This window comes from Paenibacillus lycopersici (genome assembly GCF_010119935.1).
GTDB classification, from domain to species: Bacteria; Bacillota; Bacilli; order Paenibacillales; family Paenibacillaceae; genus Paenibacillus_Z; species Paenibacillus_Z lycopersici.
In genome coordinates this window covers 3507488-3526583 of the sequence record NZ_CP048209.1, presented here as the reverse complement: position 1 = coordinate 3526583, position 19096 = coordinate 3507488, and the positions used below count along the sequence as shown (strand labels likewise).

The 19096-nt window shown below is 57.2% G+C and carries 13 protein-coding genes; 3 read left to right on the top strand and 10 right to left on the bottom strand.

The features are described 5' to 3' along the window. Positions 1-114 precede the first annotated feature (114 nt). The gene (gene ggt / locus GXP70_RS15665) at positions 115-1701 is read right to left on the bottom strand and encodes a gamma-glutamyltransferase (protein WP_162357686.1); all 1587 of its coding nucleotides are present in this window, start codon (positions 1699-1701) and stop codon (positions 115-117) included. A gap of 380 nt (positions 1702-2081) precedes the next feature. Here ggt and GXP70_RS15660 point away from each other — a divergent pair, with 380 nt between their 5' ends. Further along, the gene (locus GXP70_RS15660; protein ID WP_225442434.1) at positions 2082-3074 is read left to right on the top strand and encodes an ABC transporter substrate-binding protein; all 993 of its coding nucleotides are present in this window, start codon (positions 2082-2084) and stop codon (positions 3072-3074) included. Between the two features lie 162 nt (positions 3075-3236). On the opposite strand, the gene GXP70_RS15655 is transcribed toward GXP70_RS15660, so the two are convergent. The 5 genes from GXP70_RS15655 to GXP70_RS15635 form a co-directional block, all read right to left on the bottom strand. After that, on the bottom strand, positions 3237-5285 hold the full coding sequence (locus GXP70_RS15655; RefSeq protein WP_162357685.1) for a response regulator: 2049 nt from the start codon (positions 5283-5285) through the stop codon (positions 3237-3239). A 100-nt stretch (positions 5286-5385) separates the two neighbouring features. Beyond that, positions 5386-6237, bottom strand: coding sequence for a CheR family methyltransferase (locus GXP70_RS15650; RefSeq protein WP_162360501.1), 852 nt, complete (start codon positions 6235-6237; stop codon positions 5386-5388). A 97-nt stretch (positions 6238-6334) separates the two neighbouring features. Then, on the bottom strand, positions 6335-10069 hold the full coding sequence (locus GXP70_RS15645) for a response regulator (RefSeq protein ID WP_162357684.1): 3735 nt from the start codon (positions 10067-10069) through the stop codon (positions 6335-6337). Between the two features lie 469 nt (positions 10070-10538). After that, entirely contained in the window at positions 10539-11195 is a 657-nt protein-coding gene (locus tag GXP70_RS15640; protein ID WP_162357683.1) for a peroxiredoxin-like family protein, read from the bottom strand. Continuing rightward, a complete protein-coding gene (locus tag GXP70_RS15635; RefSeq protein WP_162357682.1) occupies positions 11185-12411 on the bottom strand; it encodes an MFS transporter in 1227 nt (408 codons plus the stop codon). The genes GXP70_RS15640 and GXP70_RS15635 overlap by 11 nt, the downstream gene beginning before the upstream one ends. Before the next feature lie 147 nt (positions 12412-12558). Between GXP70_RS15635 and GXP70_RS15630 the strand changes: the two genes are divergently transcribed. Further along, a complete protein-coding gene (locus GXP70_RS15630; protein WP_162357681.1) occupies positions 12559-13170 on the top strand; it encodes a TetR/AcrR family transcriptional regulator in 612 nt (203 codons plus the stop codon). A gap of 101 nt (positions 13171-13271) precedes the next feature. Here GXP70_RS15630 and GXP70_RS15625 read toward each other — a convergent pair whose 3' ends face one another. Continuing rightward, positions 13272-14054 carry an alpha/beta hydrolase family protein gene (locus tag GXP70_RS15625; protein ID WP_162357680.1) on the bottom strand — a complete coding sequence of 261 codons (783 nt, stop codon included), beginning with the start codon at positions 14052-14054 and terminating at the stop codon, positions 13272-13274. Between the two features lie 441 nt (positions 14055-14495). Between GXP70_RS15625 and GXP70_RS15620 the strand changes: the two genes are divergently transcribed. Then, positions 14496-15044 (top strand): TetR/AcrR family transcriptional regulator, encoded by a 549-nt coding sequence (locus GXP70_RS15620; RefSeq protein ID WP_162357679.1) that lies wholly within the window; start codon positions 14496-14498, stop codon positions 15042-15044. A gap of 178 nt (positions 15045-15222) precedes the next feature. Here the strand turns inward: GXP70_RS15620 and GXP70_RS15615 are convergent, their stop codons facing one another. From GXP70_RS15615 to GXP70_RS15605, 3 genes are all read right to left on the bottom strand, one after another. Continuing rightward, on the bottom strand, positions 15223-15588 hold the full coding sequence (locus GXP70_RS15615) for a peptidase G2 autoproteolytic cleavage domain-containing protein (RefSeq protein WP_162357678.1): 366 nt from the start codon (positions 15586-15588) through the stop codon (positions 15223-15225). Between the two features lie 190 nt (positions 15589-15778). Then, positions 15779-17497 carry an ABC transporter ATP-binding protein gene (locus GXP70_RS15610; protein ID WP_162357677.1) on the bottom strand — a complete coding sequence of 573 codons (1719 nt, stop codon included), beginning with the start codon at positions 17495-17497 and terminating at the stop codon, positions 15779-15781. A gap of 537 nt (positions 17498-18034) precedes the next feature. After that, the gene (locus tag GXP70_RS15605) at positions 18035-19072 is read right to left on the bottom strand and encodes an NAD(P)/FAD-dependent oxidoreductase (protein WP_162357676.1); all 1038 of its coding nucleotides are present in this window, start codon (positions 19070-19072) and stop codon (positions 18035-18037) included. Positions 19073-19096: the final 24 nt, after the last annotated feature.

Below are 19096 nucleotides of genomic sequence, written 5' to 3'. Positions count from 1 at the left end.
TTGCTCGACAGCCCGATGGCCTACAGGCCCTACAAGGCCTGCAGGGCCAGCAGGCCCTGCAGGAAAGGAGGATCTTACAAACCAAATCCTAAAGCCATCTCGGCGGTGCGCCGCTTACCAGCCGATTGCCGCTCCGTCGCTGCGGGGGTCGGCGCCGCCCTGCCGGAAGCCGTCTTCGTCGATTTTGATCGCGTGGGCATGGCCCATGACGGCGTCGAACGCGCCGACCGTGCGAACCGAATGTCCGTTCTCGGCAAGGGCGGCCGCGACGGCGGGATCGATTCGCGACTCCAGCTTCAGCTCGCGCGTCGGCTCGCCCCATGTCCGTCCCCATACCCAGCGCGGTTCGCTGACCGCTCTCTGCGGGTCCATGCCGTAATCAAGCATGCGCGTGACGAGCGCCGTTTGCGTCTGCGGTTGGCCTTCCCCGCCTTGCGTGCCGTACAACAGGAACGGCTTGCCGTCCCGCGTCGCCATCGCCGGCATGAGCGTATGGAACGTCCGCTTGCCCGGCTGCAGGCAGTTGACATGCGCCGGATCGAGCGAGAAGAACGAGCCGCGGTTTTGCAACAGTATGCCCGTATCGCCGGCGACGACGCCCGAGCCGAACTCGAAATAAAGGCTCTGGATGAACGATACGGCATTTCCGTCCTTATCGACGACTGCCGCGAACGCCGTATCGCTGCCCATCGGCTCGGCTTCGAGCTCGGATGCGCGTTCCGGCCGGATCGAAGCGGCCAGCGCCGACGCGTACTCCTTGGACAACAAACGCTCGAGCGGAATGTCATGGAACGCCGGATCGGTCAGCACCTCGTTGCGATCGCGGAAGCTCAGCTTCAGCGCTTCTACGAGCAGGTGATAGTAGTCGCGCGTACCGTGTCCGACGCTGCGGAGATCGAACGCCTCCAGAATGTTGAGCGCCATCAGCCCGACGAAACCTTGGGAATTAGGCGGCATTTGCATGATTTCGACGCCGCGATACGTGCCGGTCAGCGGATTCACCCAATCGCCGCGGTGACCGGCGAAGTCCTCCGCCGTCAGCAGTCCGCCCCTGCTCCGCAGAAAGCCGGCGATTTCCGCCGCTATCCGGCCGCCGTAGAAGGCGCCGTGCCCTTCTGCCGCCAGCTCCCGCAGGGTTCGGGCCAAACGCCGCTGCACGAAACGCGCCCCCGCGGCCGGCGCGCCGCCGCCGGGCAAAAATATCGCGGCCGTTCCAGGCTCGGCGGCGAGCATTCCCGCATGCGCCCGCGTATTCGCGCATTGGTCTTGCGAGAGCGGGAAGCCGTCTTCCGCGTAGCGGATCGCAGGCTCCAACGCCTCGGCGAAGCCGAGGCGCCCGTAAGCGGCATTCACCGCCTCCCAGGCATCGACCATGCCCGGCACCGTCACGGCGCTGCGGATACCGCGAGTCGGAATCGCCGAACAATCCGCAAAAGCCGCCATCGTCGCGGCAGCCCCTGAGCGCCCGCTGCCGTTATAGCCTCGAACCCGGTTCTCTCCCGCCTCGTACGTCAGCCAGAAGGAATCGCCGCCGAGCCCCGTCATATGCGGATAGACGACGGCCAGGCAGGCGCTTACGGCCACCGCCGCGTCGAACGCGTTGCCTCCCCGTTCCAAGATGCGCGCGCCTGCCGCCGAAGCAAGCGCATGCGGACTGACGATCATGGCCTCGGTCCCGATAACCGATTCGTTTCTTTCCATGCAACGCATCCCTCTCTCCATGTGATGTTAACTAACATAACATAGAGATCCGAACCATGACAACGGCTATTTTCATGCATCGTCGAAAAATTGGCACGTATGCCATTGATACGAAAGAATAGCGCATATTAAGTTAACGTATCGAAAGTATAATACAAAATAGGTTTACATATAGGAGACATACGCAGTATGATCGTTCCGCGTATTTCCGTGCCCCCTGGTCGCCGGAGACGGTTCAGCCGGCGGACATTTCCGTTGTTTCATACGGATGGCCGCTTATGGCGCGTAACGCAGGGAATGACCTTATCTATTGTCAATAATTCGATGACATGCTATATTGATAACGATTATCATTATCACCAAGAAAAGGTGGAGTTATATTGTCGAAATCCAGAAAGCCGTATGTCGTTCTCGTATTCACGCTCGCATTCGCACTGCTGCTCGCCTCTTGCGGGCAATCCACGAACCATAACGCCGAATCGTCCCCTTCGTCGTCCGAATCGCTGCCCTCCCCTTCCTCCGGCGAAGCCGCGAACGGAACGAAAATCTATGCAGCCGCGAACGGCGACATCGAAGTGCCGGTTAATCCGCAGCGCATCGTCGACGTGACCGCGTTCTACACCGGCTTCTTCGTTGCGCTCGGCGCGCCGTTAGCCGGCGCCATGGACAACGCCCTCGCCAATCCGTACTTGAAGGGCAAAGTCGACGGCGTCGCGAACCTGGGCACCGTGCCTTTGCCGGAGAGCATTCTCGCGCTGAAACCCGATCTCATCATCGCCTACAAGGGAACGGATGAGATCGACCAGCTGGCGAAGATCGCCCCGGTCGTCGCCGTAGAGTACGGCAAGCTGCCCTACAAGGAGCAAATGATCGAATTCGGCAAGCTGACGGGCAAGGAAGCCGAAGCTTCCGCCTGGGTCGACCAATGGGAGAAGAAGATCGCCGATCTGAAGCCGAAGGTGCAAGCGGCCGTCGGCGCCAAAACCGTATCGATTCTGAACCCGTACGCGAAAGGGCTGTACGTGTTCGGCCACAACTTCGGCCGCGGCGGCGAAATTATCTACGGCGAATTCGGCTTGAAAGCGCCGGAAGAGGCGCAGAAGGCAGCGATCGACAGCGGAACGGGCTGGGCTTCCATCACGCTGGAGAAGCTGCCCGAGTTCGCGGGCGACATTATCTTCACTTGTCCTTGGTCCGGCGATACGAGCGATCCGAAGATTGTCTACGACAACGCGCTCTGGACGACGCTTCCCGCCGTCAAAGCCGGCAACGTGTTCCAGCTGAACCCGGCGGCGGATACGTACAACGATCCGGTATCGCTCGATGCGCAGCTCGACTTCATCGCGAACAGTCTGCTGTCCGTCAAATCTTAAACTATGATCGTGAAAAAGCGCCCTCGCAAGGGCGCTTTTTCACGATCGCTATGGCTTATGCGGCGCCGGCCCTTCGATTAAGCGCCGATACAGGAAAGCGCCCGATTCAGGCTCAATGGTACGGCCCTAGACGCGTGCCGCTCCCGGCATTCGGGGATGCATCTACGATAGCATCCGATCGATCTCGAAGCCGCATTGCTTCAACACCCGCTTTACCTCGTCTAATTGTATGGGCTTCACCAGGAAGTCGCTCATGCCTGCCGACAGACAGCGCTCCCGGTCGCTCGGCAGCGAGTTGGCCGTCATCGCCACGATGATCGGCTCCTGGCCCGACCGTGACGAAGCGATCACCCGGCGGGTCGCTTCGACGCCGTCCATGACCGGCATGCGCATATCCATCAATATGAGATCGTACCGGCGTAAGCCGGCCAGTGCCAAGGCATCGCTGCCGTTGCCGGCCACATCGGCCGAGATGCCGAGCTTATGTAACATGGACAAGGTCAGTTTCTGGTTAATCTCGTTATCGTCTACGACAAGCACCGCGCGGCGCTCCGCGCCTGCAGCCTCCCGCGCCAAGGCCGGCCATCCTTCGGCAGCCGCCTCCTCGTTCACCGCCGAACCGCTTTCCTCCTGCATCGTTTGCAGCGGTATGGTGAAACGGAAGGTCGTACCGATGCCAACGGCGGAATCGACGCTAATCGAACCGCCCATTAGCTCGACGAGATTTTTGCTGATCGCCAGGCCCAGCCCGGTCCCTTCGTATTGGCGCGTTAGCGACGTATCCACCTGCGAAAAAGGCTGGAACAGCATCGGAAGCTTGTCTTCCGGAATGCCCACCCCGGAGTCCGCGACGGCGAATTCGATCCATGCCCGAGATTCGCCGTCTTCCATCAGTCGCGAGCTGACGGTAATTCGCCCCTCCGGCGTAAACTTGAATGCGTTGCCAATCAGGTTGACCAGCACCTGTCGCAGCTTGATTCCGTCCCCCACGAGAAGTTCCGGCAGCGCCGGGTCGCGCTCGTAAGCGAGCTTAAGCCGGCTTTGCATCGACTTCGCGGTGAACAAATCGAACGTTTCTTCGATCAGCAGCGGCAGCTCGAACGGCAGAAGCTCTACCTCGAGCTTGCCGGATTCGATTTTGGCATAATCCAAAATGTCGTTAATGACCGACAGCAGCGCCTCGCCGCTCTTACGGATAATCTCCGCGAATTCCCGCTGTACGCCGTCCAGCTCCGTGTCGAGCAGGAGCCCCGTCATGCCGAGCACGCCGTTCATCGGAGTTCGAATCTCATGGCTGACCATCGTTAAGAAGTTCGACTTCGCCCGCGCGGCGATCTCTGCCGTTTCCTTCGCGGCCATCAGCTCTTGCTCGAACCGCCTGCGCTCCGTCATGTCAACGACGGTGCACGCGTATACGCGCTCTTGGTCCACGGTCGCGACGCCGATCTGAATCTCCGCCGGGAAGCGGCTGCCGTCCTTGCGGACCGGTTCCAGGTGCCGGCGTCCTTCCGCCGAGCCGCCGATGTCAACCGCCCCGAACGTTCCTCCTTCGAAGCAGGGAATCAATCGCATCACGTGATGACCCAGCACATCCTCCTCGCGATAGCCAAACATCGTTCTCAGGGCCGGGTTAACCGTCAGAATCAAACCGTCCTCGCCGAATGTCATCATCGTATCCATGCTCGTTTCCTGAATGGCGCGCGTCAGCGCCTGCGTCTTCGACAGCTGGTACGTCGCCTGCATAAGCTCGCGGTTGCTCCGCTCCAGCTCCATCGTCTGGCGCTGCAGCAGCTCCGTCTGCAGCTGCAGCGTCTTGCTGCCCACATATAGATTCATGAACCCTTCAATCTTCGCCTTCAAGATCTGCGGAACGAACGGCTTCAGCATATAATCGATCGCGCCGGCTTCGTAGCCGGTAAAGAAATGCTCGGCGTCCTTGCTTGTCGCCGAGATAAAGATAATCGGCGTCTCCTTGGTTTTCTTCAACGATTTAATCAGCCTTGCCGTTTCGAATCCGTCCATCTCGGGCATTTGCACGTCTAGCAGAATCGCCGCGAACTCCTCCCTCAGCAGGCATCGCAGCGCCTCGGCGCCGGATAAGCATTTCACGAGATTGCAATTCAAATCCCCCAGCACCGCTTCCAGCGCCAGCAGATTGTCCGGATGATCATCCACCAGCAAGATATTGACCGGTCCATCGTAAACGATCATAAGTGCGCCACCTTCCCCGTACTAGATACAGCGTGTTTCGGCCGCCGCCTCATGTTCATTCCTGCTCGATCGCAGCCGGCTATCTCGGCCCGCGCCGCGGTTACGCTTTGATTTTGCGATACAGCCGGCTTCGGTCGTCGAATACCTCGTAGTCGTCCGCATACCGGGTGAAATTGATCGATTCCTTCGTGCCAAGCGCCAATATCCCGAACATGCCCAGACTGTCGTAGAGCAGGCCGTGCACGTGATCTTGCAATTCCTTGTTGAAATAGATCATGACGTTACGGCAAAATATGACATTGAATTCGTTGAACGAACGATCCGTAACCAGATTATGCTGCGCAAAGACGATATTGCTTTTGAGCTCGCTCTGAAACAGCACGGAATCGTATTTGGCGGTGTAATAGCGGCTGAACGATTCCGTGCCGCCCGCCTCGATGTAGTTACGCGTGAACGTCTGCATCCGCTCCAGCGGAAATACGCCTTCGCGCGCCGTTTCCAGCACGTACTCGTTCATGTCGGTCGCGTATATGCGCGTTTTGTTGTACAACCCTTCTTCTTTCAGCAGGATCGCCATAGAGTACACTTCCTCGCCCGTGGAGCAGCCCGCATGCCAAATCCGGATGAACGGATACGTTCGCAGAATCGGCACGACCTGCTCGCGGAACGCGCGAAACATCTCCGGATCCCGGAACATTTCCGTCACGTGGATCGTCAAATCGGCGAGCAGCCGGTTCGTCGCGTCGCGGTCATGCAGCACCTTCTCCGTCAAAGCCGTGATCGTGGGCAGGCGCTCCGCGTTGACCCGGTGCCAGATACGCCGGCGCAACGAAGAGAAGGCGTAATTGCGAAAGTCTTGTCCGTACAGCCGAAACAACCCTTCCAACAGCAGCGTGATTTCTATTCGCTCGCGCTCGCTTACGTCGTTTCGTTCCTTGTTGTCTCCAAGCATCGGCGAAACATCCTTTGCTTCGTCTCTCGTTCCGTTCTTCGGATCTTCTCTCATCGTATCGATCGTCTCTTTCCTCCGGCGTCACTGACCGCCGTTATCATTGATATAGCCACACGCGCATCAGAGACAGCAGTTGATTGATATTAACCGGCTTCGCGATATAGTCGGACGCGCCGGCTTCGATGCATTTATCGCGGTCTTCTTTCATCGCCTTCGCCGTAATGGCGATCATCGGAAGCCGTTCAAACTCCGGCATGGAGCGGATGTGCCGCATCGCCTCGTATCCGTCCATTTCCGGCATCATCATGTCCATGAGTACGAGCTGCGTCTCGGGGTGCCGCTGCAGCATCTCCAGCGCTTCGCGCCCGTTATCGGCAAAATGGATGTTCATCTTGTAGCCCTCCAGGGCGCTCGACAAGGCAAACACGTTACGAATATCATCATCGACGATGAGTATCGATTTCCCTTCGAAAATCGTCTCCACGCTGTGCAGCTTCCGCAGCATGTTGCGCTTCGCCTCCGGCAGGTCCGCCACGACGCGATGCAGGAACAGCGTCGTCTCGTCGAGCAGCCGCTCCGGCGATTTGGCGTCCTTGATGATGATCGTTTCGGCGTACTTCTTCAGCTGGATCTCGTCCTTTTTGTCGAGATCGCGGCCGGTGTAGATAATGATCGGCAGCTCCCGCAGCTTCTCGCTGCGGCGAATGTCGTTCAGCAACGAGAAGCCGGAGACGTCCGGCAGGCCAAGGTCGAGCACCATGCAGTCGTAATGCCGCTCCTCCAGCTCCCGCAGCGCCTCGGCGCCCGAGGAAACGGCTTTCACGATGACGTTGTCGTCCCCGACCAACTCGATGATGCCGGTTTGCTGGGCGGGATCGTCCTCGACGACGAGCACGTATTTAAGATCGCGTGCCAGGAAAGACTCGATCTGCTGGAATAGCTGATCCAGGCGTTCCTTTTCCGTCGGCTTGCGCAAATAGGCGATTGCGCCCATGGCCAGTCCCTGCTGCACTTCTTCCATGACGGATATGACATGCACCGGAATATGGCGCGTATCGGCATCATGCTTCAAATGGTGAAGGACGGACCAGCCGTCCATGACCGGAAGCATCATGTCCAGCAGAATCGCATCCGGCTTGTAGCGTCGCGCGTTATTCAGGCCCGTATCGCCCTGCAAGTCGACGATGCCCTTGAATCCGCGCGCACGGGCCATGTCGAGCAGCAAGCGGGCGAATGGCCCGTCGTCCTCGATAATGAGGACGACGCGGTCCTCCGGCCCGATCGCGTTCCTGTCGTCCTCGATCGAAACCGCGAGTTGTTCGGCGCCGCGATCGGACTTCGCCGCGTACGGCGACAATTCCGGCGGGACTTTCGCCGCGATCGCGCGGAAATCCTCGTTCCCGGATTGGGCAAGCAGCGCCGCCCCCACGGCCTGGGCGCCGAGCTTGGCATCCTCCGCCGCATTGACCGGTGGTTCGTCATCGGACGCCGGCGCTGCGCAATACTCCGGCAGATAGAGCGTAAACGTGCTGCCTTTGCCTTCTTCGCTGGACAGCGCGATCGTCCCGCCAAGAAGCTCGGCCAGCTCGCGGCTGATGGCGAGCCCCAGGCCCGTGCCTCCGTAGATCCGGCTGGTCGTGCCGTCAACCTGCTGGAACGCCTCGAAGACGAGCTGCTGCTTCTCCGCCGGTATGCCGATGCCGGTGTCGCGGACTTCGAAGGCAATCATCCGTCCGCCGTCCGCCGCCAGCTGAGCTTCTTCCGGGTCGGAGTTCCGAACGGTTAGGCTGACACTGCCCTGATGCGTGAATTTAAAGGCGTTGGAAAGCAGGTTTTTGAGTATTTGCTTGACCCGGTGGCTGTCGGAGTAAATACCTTCCGGAACATCCTTCTCCACCGATTGCTCGAAGGCAAGCCGCTTCTGCTGGCTCATCGGCCCGAAGCTCCGGTTCATGGCATGCATCAGGTCGGACAGATTCACGTGCTCCGTCACGAGATTCATTTTGCCCGCGCCGATCTTGGACAAATCCAGAATCTCGTCAATCAGCTTCAAGAGATCGCTTCCGGAAGAATGAATCGTCGTGGCAAAATCGATTTGGCGGCCCGTTAAATTGCCTTCCTTGTTATCGATCAGCATCTGCGACAAGATGAGCAGGCTGTTGAGCGGCGTCCGCAGCTCGTGCGACATGTTCGCGAGAAACTCCGACTTGTATTTGGACGACTGCGCCAGCTGAACGGTCTGCTGCTCCAACGCCGTCTTCGTCCGCTCGATCTGCTCGTTCTTCTGCTCCGTCGTGCGCACCTGCTGCTCCAACAGATGGGACTTTTGCAGCAGCTCCTCGTTGGTCTGCTCCAGCTCCTCCTGCTGGCTCTGCAGCAGCTCCTCGGAGCGCTTCAGCGAGCGAGTCTGTTCTTCCAGCCGGTCATTGGAGCGGCGCAGCTCCTCCTGCTGCGAGATCAGCTCCTCGGACTGCGCTTGAAGTTCCTCGCCAAGCGCCTGGGATTCGCGCAGCAGCTCCTCGATTCGCAGCCGGCCGAACAAATTATTCAGCTGAATGCCGAGATTCTCCGCCAATTCGTTAAGCAGCTCCCGCTGCCGTCCGACGATTGGAACCATGGAGGCCAGCTCGATAACGGCAAGCTGACGGTTCTGGTACGACACCGGGAGGAGCAGCAGCACATTCGGCGGCGTCTCGCCTATCCCGGAGCGAATCCGGATGTAGGTCGACGGCAGCTCGCGCAGCTCGATGGGCTGACCGGTGCCGGCGCACTGCCCGACCAAGCCTTCTCCCAAGCGGAATTGGCGATCGAATAATTCTTCGCTTTGCGGCGCATAGGCGCCGCGGAGCCGGAACGAGTTGTCCTCTCCCAACCTCTCACGGATATACAAGCCGCCGTACACAGCGCCGGCGAGCGGTACGACTCGCTCCATGAACACAGCGCCGAGCTGTTCGATTTCAATCTCGTCCTGCACGGCGACGGTCGATGCGACGAGGTTGGTTTTCACCCATGCTTCGTCCTCGATCTTCTTGTTATAGGCCTGCTCGGCCTCCATCCTCCGCTCCAGATCGTCGGCGAGCGAGAAGAACGCTTTGGCGACCTCCCCGAATTCATCGCCGGTTTCCGCCCGCTTGCGCAGGGCGGGATCGCTGATCCCCCTGGCGTACGCCCCAATGATCTCGGTCAGCCGGTTGAGACTGCGCGTGACGCCGGCGATGTTCCACAGCATGATGCAAATGCCGATCAGCAGGCCCGAGATGATCGTTCCGATCATGATCATCCGCGTGCTGTGATTGGCCGATATGGCTGCCGCTACCGCCTCATCCGTCGCCACGCGATGGAAGTCGGTCAGATCGCCGATCAGATTGAGCGTATTCTCTTGCCCGTTGACCCCTTCCTTCTCGCGCAGCGCGGTCGCCGCCGCGCTGTTCCCTGCTGCGATCAGCCGCTTGACCTCGTCCGCGTACTGAAAATACGCCGTAAAGCTGCGTTCAATCTCATTCAGCTTCGAACGCTCCGTTTCGGCCGTGGATAGCTGCTTCAGCTTATCGAAGGAACGCCGCGCGTTGTTAGGCTCCTGAGTCAAGATGCCTTCATTCTTGGCAACGCTCTCGGCGGTCGGTACGGTCAGGATGTTCGTCAAGCCTTTCGCCTCGTTGTTCACGGATGCGCGCAAATCATAGGCCGCCATCAGCTTCTGGTAGCGGTTGGCGTACACTTCGTCCAGCTTGCCGCCAAGCATCGAGATATTGTTCAAGCTAATGATGGACATGAAGAGCAGCACGGCCATCAGGATGATGAAGCTAATCGTCAATTTTGTCTTGGTTTTCATTGAATGCCCCCCGAGCTCTATTCCTCTGAATCGCTTCATTCGTTCAGAGCGGTAACTTCATATGTAAACGCACGAACAGACCGCCCGTCCCTGAGGACGGCGGCCCGAACGTCGCGATTATGTTCGCCGTAAAGCCGACAATCGTAAATGCACCGCGATCCAGCTCCTCTTCGTATCGTCCCGCTTACATGCTCGACAGCCTGATGGAAGTCAACTTGGAGCGGATCTCTCTCCGCGCGAATTGAATACATTCGCCGTCGCGCGAAACCTGCCTCTTCCTGGATGCCAATTTCATTGGCGGATGCCTTAGCCAGGTGAGACTAGTCTGAATTACCCGGACGACCTCCGCTTGAAACACGGATCGGCTGCCGGTCCCGCCCGCGCATGCCGATCGCCTATCGATACGCGCCTCGATACGCGCGAACGGAACCGGTTCATTGCACCGAATGCTTCGGGAATGAAACGGAGGTTATGATTGCCCAGCCAGATTCCTTAATTGGTCTATAATCACCTCGGGTTCCGCCCGCTCCATAAAGTCCGGATCGACATGGGCATGGCGAATGATGCCGTTCTGCCCGATGACATAGGTCGCCGGAACTGGCAGAATCCAGCGGTACGTGCGATTGTAGTCGGCGAGATCCAGCTTTAATCGCGTTGATAATGCATGCTGCAGATAATCCGGAAGCTCGAATAGCAGCTTGTAGCCGGCTCCCGCTTGGCCATCCGGGTCGCTAAGCACCGTGTACTCCAGCTGCTCCTTCTCCTTCTGGGACAGCGAATGATCCTGACTTTGCGGCGATATGGCGATCAATCGGCCGTTCAGCTCGCGGATCCGAGGCAAGCACCGTTGGAATGCCCGAAGCTGGATATTGCAAAACGGACACCAATCGCCGCGGTAAAAAACCAGGATCACGGGTCCGCGGGCAAGCTCCTCGCACAAGGCGATTTCCTCTCCGAGATGGCCATTCAATTTAAAGTCAGGAGCCTTATCTCCTTCTTTCAATCCGAATGAGTGACCGATCTGCTGCTGCTCCCGGATATGCCGGAAAATGACTTCCTGCGCTTCCGCCGGCACCTTTGCCATAAAGGCCGCTTTCGCCTGTTCCAATTGACGGTTAACTTGCATGAGACAACGCCCCTTTCCTCATCCGATGCCGGTGTCGGAAGACGGAATATCCCGCTACGGCAAGTCCGCATAGCGCCGCATCGATGCCGATCAGGAGTTGATAATTCCTGAAAATATCGTAGAACACCCCGCCGATCAGCGCCCCCAATATGCCCCCGCATTGATGAAACAGCATCAGATTGCCGACCAGCCTGCCTTTATTTCTCGTAAACTCGTTCGCAATCAGCATCCCTCCCGGAACGGCACCCAAGTACGTCAATCCGAAGGTAATCGCAAAAAGGACGGGCGTCCACGCGAAATGGAAGAATAGAATCATAAAACTGAGTATGCGAATGCCGTACAGCGTCATCATCACGAGCTCCTTATTCATGACGTCCATCAGCATGCCGAACGCAAGCGAGCCGACGATTTCCATCACTCCCAGAACTCCCATCGAGAGCGCGATCGACTCGGAAGCGACTTTCGCCTCTTGATGAATGGCCACCAGGTTCATCTCGACCGTCCCCATATTGATCCCGCAGGTAAACAGGGCAAAGGCAATTATGGCAATCGGCCAATTGAATTTGCTTGGGAGCAGCCTGGCGTCGTTGTCAATCGGGAGCTCCGTGCTATCGGATTGGGCTGACCCGGCCGGCTCGCCCTTATCCGGCCGAATCATGAACACGATAAGGGGGATCGTGATCAGCAGCCCGAGCAGCGCAGACAGCAGGAACGCATGCTCCCAGGTCAGGCTCCCGTTGGCTAGAAACACCGGGGTACAGACAGCGAGCCCAATGGAGGATGCGCTGTTAAGAAGACCGGCCGCCTTCGCGCGGTGGCGTTCAAACCATCCGAACAACAGCAGGTATGCCGAAGAGGCCCCCATTCCCGCCAACCCGGATACGATCCCGTAACCTACGAAGAAGATCGCCGGAGAATGCCCCGAATAGACGAGAGCGGCTCCGCAAATACCGGCAATGCTCGACACGAGCATCAACTTCTTCGGGCCATAACGGTCCGCGAGCCTCCCTCCGATCGGAGCGCAGAGGGCGGCGATCAACAGATTGGTCGACCACGCCGCGGAAACGAAGCTTCTGCCCACGTGCAAATCGTCAGCCATCTGAACCTGATAGGACGCCATAATGAAACGGGAAATCGCGCCGATAAATCCAATCATCCATAATGCGGCTAATCCAAGCCATGCTTGGCGCTGCAGGTTCCTCTGGCCATGTCTCATACGCAGCCTCCCCATTTTCTGACATCAATAAAAGATACCGATCGGTATCTTTTATTATAAGGGAATTCCATGACATGGCAAGGGCTCCATCCGAAATTTCTGCTATAATCTAGGTAACAAATCCGGGTGAAGTGCGGGAGGCCACAATTGAAAAAAGGAGATAAAACGCGCGAGCATATCATTATCAAATCCGCCGAGCTCTTCAATCAACAGGGCTACGCGGGATCATCGATGAACGATATTATTGCCGCTACCGGCATTCAGAAGGGCGGAATCTACCGTCACTTCAGCGGGAAAGACGAGATTGCCCTCGAAGCGTATGATTATGCCGCAAGCCAGGTCGGTCGGCGAATCGCCGAAACGATGGACCGGGAAGCGTCGGCGGCAGGCCGGCTGCTTGCCTATTTCCGTGCCTACGAGGATGCCGTTAACGATCCTCCGTTCATTGGCGGATGCCCGCTGCAGAATACGGCCGTAGAGAGCGACGACACCCATCCGGCCTTGCGGGAGAAGGCCCGACAGAGCTTGCATCGTACGCTCATGCAGATGAAGGGCATTATACACGACGGGATTCGGACAGGTGAATTCAAGGCGAATATAGACACGGACGCTCTCGCCGCGTTTGCATTGTCCTTAATGGAAGGCGGCATCATGATGAGCAAGCTCGAAGGCAATAACCGGTATATGCATATGAATATTGCCACATTCACCGCATACCTGCAGCAATGCTGCTCGAATGGACAAGAGCGATCGTCCTGAAGATCATGGCTATAAATGAAAGGCAGCCGATCGTTGTCGCGAACCGGCTGCCTTCGTTGGCGGATGAGCCGTATGACCGATAGCTCAATAAGAATAGTGATCTAGAGCTTCTCGGAGCCGGACATCGCAGCATGCCGGACGAACCAATCCAGCGCCCCGTTCAGCATTTCGTCGGTGAATTGATGCGCGGCGTCGAATTCGGTAATCTCGAAACGTTCCGGACAGGCCGCGTAATGGTCCGACACCGCCGCCTTGAACTTGTGCGCTCCGTCCGGAGGCACATGGCCATCATTCGCCCCGTTCAGGAAGCGAATCGCGGGAGCATGTTCATATTTGCCCGCGTTCGTGAGCGGATTGCAGCGATGATAGCAATTCCAGGCATACGTATCCGGGCGGCTCTCTTCTTCGTCCGTGCCCGGACGCAGCCAGTCCGGCGTCGAGATGCAGGCCGCTACCGCGGTGATCCGTTTGTCCAGCCCCGCGGCGGCCAAGGCGATGTCGCCGCCCATCGAGATGCCCCCCGCCATCACGCCGCCGGTCAGTCCGAATCGTTCTGCCGCCCAGTCGATCACGCGCGGATATTCCTCCGCCGTCATTGCGATCATCGGCCAGAAATAACGGCGCTTGTTACTCCGTAGTTTACCGACGAACAGATCCCGGCTCTCCCTCATCCGCTCCCCGTGCTCGTACGGATCGTACGATACGGCTACGAAACCGGCGTCGGCGAACATCCGCAGATGCGGGCGTAGTCCTTCCTTGTCGCCGGTCAGCCCCGGAAGCCAGATGACGAGGTGTCCGTTCCGCTCTCCATTCGGCTCCTCCCATATAACCGGGATATGATCCACTCGTTCATGATTGCGCTTATTCGTTTCTATCGCATCCATCCGTTACCTTCCTCCCCATGTACGATCATATCGCGTCATTTCCGCATCGCCTGCTAAGGTATGGGGCTATGATTCTCGCATGTTGTCCTCCATATCAAACAATGCCAACCAAATCGTACCATACTTTCGGAATAGATGAGAAGATAACCGGTTCAACGAAGTGAAGTGCGCATGCTCACGCTGCTCTTAGAACTTAGGCAGCGGGTCGTTGAGAGATCGCAAGCCCGGATTTCCCCCAAAGAACGGAACCTCTGTCCGCCAGTCTTTGAGGAGGAACCTTTCCTTACTATACATGCGGCGTACGCAGCGTCGAACTTTCTCGACAGCCTCGAGTGTGCCGGCTGCGGTTTGTTTAATCAACGAATATCAATTATCATACCAATGAAGCATGCAAACGTACGCTTACCGTTTATTATCCGTAAAGGTTTGGTGGAATTTACAATGGCCAAAGTAGACCGAAGAATCCTGAAAACACAAGAAGCGATGAAGAAAGCCGTTCTTGAACTGATGTCCGAAAAAAATTTCGATAGCATAACGATTCAGGATATTGCCGACCGGGCAAACATTAACCGTGGAACAATTTACTTGCATTATCAAGACAAATTTGATTTATTGGATAAACTCATCGAGTCCTACATTAACGATTTAGGAGATATGGGAGAATGGGCATGCGAGTTGGATTGGGCCGACGCCCTTGTACCTTATTTTGAATATTTCGAACGGCATTATCTGTTCTTCTCAACCATGCTGGCAAGTAAAGGTGCTCCCATATCGTTTAGAAATCGGCTGCTTGCCCATATCATCGAGGGATTCCAGGGCGAGATCGACAGAGTAAGCGGAAGAAATACCGATCTGCATGAAGATATCATGCTGCAGTTCTCCGCGACCGCATATGCCGGGGTCATCGAATGGTGGATTACGAACGGAATGCCGTATCCGCCGCAAATAATGGCCAAACAGGTGGGTGTCCTGTTAGGCAGAAGTCTATGAACAAGAGATACCGCTCCCTGCCAAATGCTGAACTAATGGTAGTTCGGGTTGGAACCGTCCAGCATCTTTTGCATCAATTTGTTTTTGCGTACGTCTCCCGTATCCCTGAATGCAATGACGCGGTCGGTTATTACTTGTTCGGAAGGGATTCTCTCCAGCGACGATCCGCCGACGTACCCTACGGCAGCCGTATGGTCGTACACGCAAAAAGTGCCATCATCGCGTACGAGGAGCTGCCCAATAAGCCAACCGGCGACCATTCGTGGCGTTTGGAACGAGGAATGTAATTTCGCGTCGGATCGTATGCCGGATTGAGCACTTTTTGCAGCTCATATTGTACAGGGATGTTCACATTTCCATCGGGATCTACGATGGCGGCCATCTCCGTTTCCTGAACTATCCATCTCCCCCATTCATCCTTTAACCACTTGTTCTTCCATTCCAGTTCATGCGCCTCGCCTACAAAGGCGGGAGTAGCGGGGCTGGTTGGGGTTCGATCGTAGAAAACTTGGTTTGCTATGAAATAAACGAAGTAAATAAACAAAGGCAGCCTTTGAATATGAACGGTACCTCATGTTAGAACACTAACATCAGGTACCGTCATTTCGTTCGGCTGCCTTTTGACACTGGAGGAATAGCAATGCGATGCGAATGATCGGCGTAATGACAAATCACGATCGATCTGGGTCAACTTGAGCGCTTGTAGAACACGTCCCCTTAATGGCTCCAGGCGCTTAAGCGTGCTGGTATTGCGCTTGATGAAGCCTGCTGTAGATGCCGCCGGACGCGATTAGTTCCATATGGCTGCCTTGCTCGGCGATGCCGTTCTCGTCGACGACGATGATGCGGTCCGCGTTCTTGATCGTCGCCAGCCGGTGCGCGATGACGAGCGTCGTGCGGCCTAAGGACAGCTCGGCCAGCGACTTCTGGATCGCCGCTTCGGTCTCGGTGTCCAACGCCGACGTCGCTTCGTCCAGAATAAGAATCGGCGGGTTCTTCAGGAACATCCGAGCGATCGCCAAGCGCTGCTTCTGACCGCCGGACAGCTTCACGCCGCGTTCGCCGATAATCGTGTTCATGCCTTCCGGCAGCTGATTGATCATCGCTTCCAGCGAGGCCCGTCTGGCCGCCTCCCAAATCTGCTCGTCGGTCGCCTTCAGGTCGCCGTAAGCGATGTTCTCGCGAATCGAGCCGGAGAACAGGAAGACGTCCTGCTGCACGATGCCGATATTTCGGCGCAGCGACTTCAGCGTCAGGCTGCGGATGTCTTGGCCGTCGACCGTAATGCGCCCCCCGGTGACATCGTAGAAACGCGGCAGCAGGCTGCAGATCGTCGTCTTCCCGGCGCCCGAAGGGCCGACGAAGGCGACCGTCTCGCCCGATCGAACGGCCAGATCGACGCCCTTCAGCACGTCGCGGCCTTCCTCGTAGCCGAACGAGACGTTCTCGAAGCGGATTTCTCCGCGCAGCGAGTCGACCGCGACGGCATCCTTGGCGTCCTGAATATCCGGCTCCGTGTCGATAATCTCGACATAGCGCTTGAATCCGGCGATCCCCTTCGGATAGCTCTCGATGACGGCGTTGATCTTCTCGATCGGGCGGAAGAATATATTAGACAGCAGCAGGAACGCCATGAACTCCCCCAGCTCGATTCGGCCGTCGATATAGAACCACGCGCCGCACACCATGACGAATATCGTAATGAGACGCATCAGCATATAGCTCACCGAGAAGCTCTTCGCCATCGTCTTGTAGGCGAGCAGCTTCGTCTCGCGGAAATTGCTGTTGTCCACGGAGAACAGCTTCTTCTCGTGCTCCTCGTTCGCGAACGACTGCACGACGCGAATGCCGCCGACGTTCTCTTCGATGCGGGCGTTGAAGCTTCCCACGTTGCCGAACAACCGCCGGTACGTGTTCGTCATGCGGCCGCCGAACAGGATAATCAGCCAAGCCATGAATGGAATGATCACGAACGTGAGCAAGGCCAGCTCCAGGTTGATGTAGGCCATCAGCGTAAAGGAGCCCGCAAGCGTCATGATCGCGATAAAAATATCCTCCGGCCCATGGTGCGCGATCTCCCCGATATCGTTCAGATCGTTCGTGACCCGGCCAACGAGATGACCGGTTTTATGGTTGTCGAAGAAGCGGAACGACAGCTTCTGTATATGGTCGAACATCTTCCGGCGCATGTCGGTTTCGATATTGATGCCCAGCATATGCCCCCAATAGGTAACGACGTAGTTCAGCACGGTGTTGAGGGCGTAAATTCCGAGCAGTCCGATGCTGGCCAGCACGACCATCTTCCAGTTGCCGCTTGGCAGCAGATCGTCGATAAATTCGCTGACCGCCAGCGGAAAACCGAGCTCGAGCAATCCCGCGATGACCGCGCAAGTGAAATCGAGAATGAATAAACCCCTGTAAGGACGGTAATACATGAAAAACCTGCGAACCATTGTTTAATGTCCCCTCTCTTTGGTCCGTCGGACCTTCAGACCACGGCTCTGATCCGATCTCTTGAATATCGACAGATGAATGAACGTAATCTTCGATCACTTGATCCGGCGCCTTCCATTCGCCGGCGGCATCGGGTGACCGATTCAATGATGGGCCGGGCGAGCTGCCGGGCAAGCGTCGCTCGCTTCGCCTTCGACTGCTCCGGAAACCTCCGTCTCTCCTTCAACCCTCCTCGTATACAAGCGTATACTTGACAATATGTATTAAATGTAAATGAAATCCGGAACAGGCGTCAACCCCTAAACGAAAATGCACCTTCTCCCGCCGATAGGCTCGCTGGAGAAGGTGCACAGACCGCCGCCGCTGCAAGCCCTGCCGGCAATTCGGTCTTATCGGCTAGTCGGGTTTATGGACGATCGAAACGACTGTTGACGATTTGCTTCGGTCAGCTGGCCGAATGGTCTTACCATGCGGACGCGCGGAAACCGGACAGCAGGGCGAACCGGGAAGTCGCCGATTTCATGATAGCGGCCCTGCTACGCATCGGATATGCCAAGCGCTTGGTTCCGTTCTTTAAACCTCTCGTTATGCGACGATACATAAGCCATTCTCGGCGCCTCGGGATCCATGTACCGTTTGGCGCTGTTAAGCGCTACGGCCGCATCCGTGAACGCCCCGGCAATGAGGTTGAGCTTGCTTTCGTAATTGACGAAGTCGCCTGCCCCGAAGATGCCCGGCATGTTCGTCTCAAGCCTCGGGCTGACGAATATGTTCCATTCGTCCATATCCAGTCCCCAATCCTTGATACCCGTAAAATCGGATTTCAACCCGTGGTTGATAATTACCTCGTCTACTGCCAGCTCGCGCGAAGCGCCTGTATCGACATGCGCGATCGTCACCCGTTCAATCGTCTTTCCGTTGCCGCTGTATAACTGCGTGACTTCATAGGGCGTAAGCACATCGGCAGAAGACGCCTTCATCCGGGCAATGTTTTTCTCATGCCCGCCGAAGCGGTCGCGCCTATGCACGACCATGACCTGAGCGGCGATGGGAACCAGCTCGTTCGCCCAATCGACGGCGGAGTTTCCCCCGCCCGAGATAAGTACGCGTTTCCCTCTGAATGGCTCCAGTTCCTGCACCGTATAGTGCAGATTGGACACCTCATAGCGCTCGGCTCCTTTCAGCTCCAGCTTCGCCATTCGCAGAATGCCGCGGCCGATAGCCAGTATGACCGTGCGTGTCCAGTGCTTCTCTCCCGTAGCCGCCTCCAGCATGTACGTCGAATCCGCCTGTTTCTCCAATCCGATAATGTGCTGGCCGAATACGATCGTCGGGTCGAACGTCTTCGCCTGCTCCGACAATTGGGCGATTAACTTCTCGCACAGGATCGGCGCAATCCCTCCGACATCCCAAATCAGTTTCTCGGGATAGATCAGCATCCGCCCGCCCAGCTCGTCTTTCGCTTCGATCAGCTTCGTCTTCAGATCGCGCATTCCGCTATAAAAGGCAGCATACATCCCCGCAGGGCCGCCGCCGATAATCGTCACATCGTATAATTCAAGCTGCTCCGTCAATCGATGTCCTCCTCCAGCCGGCTC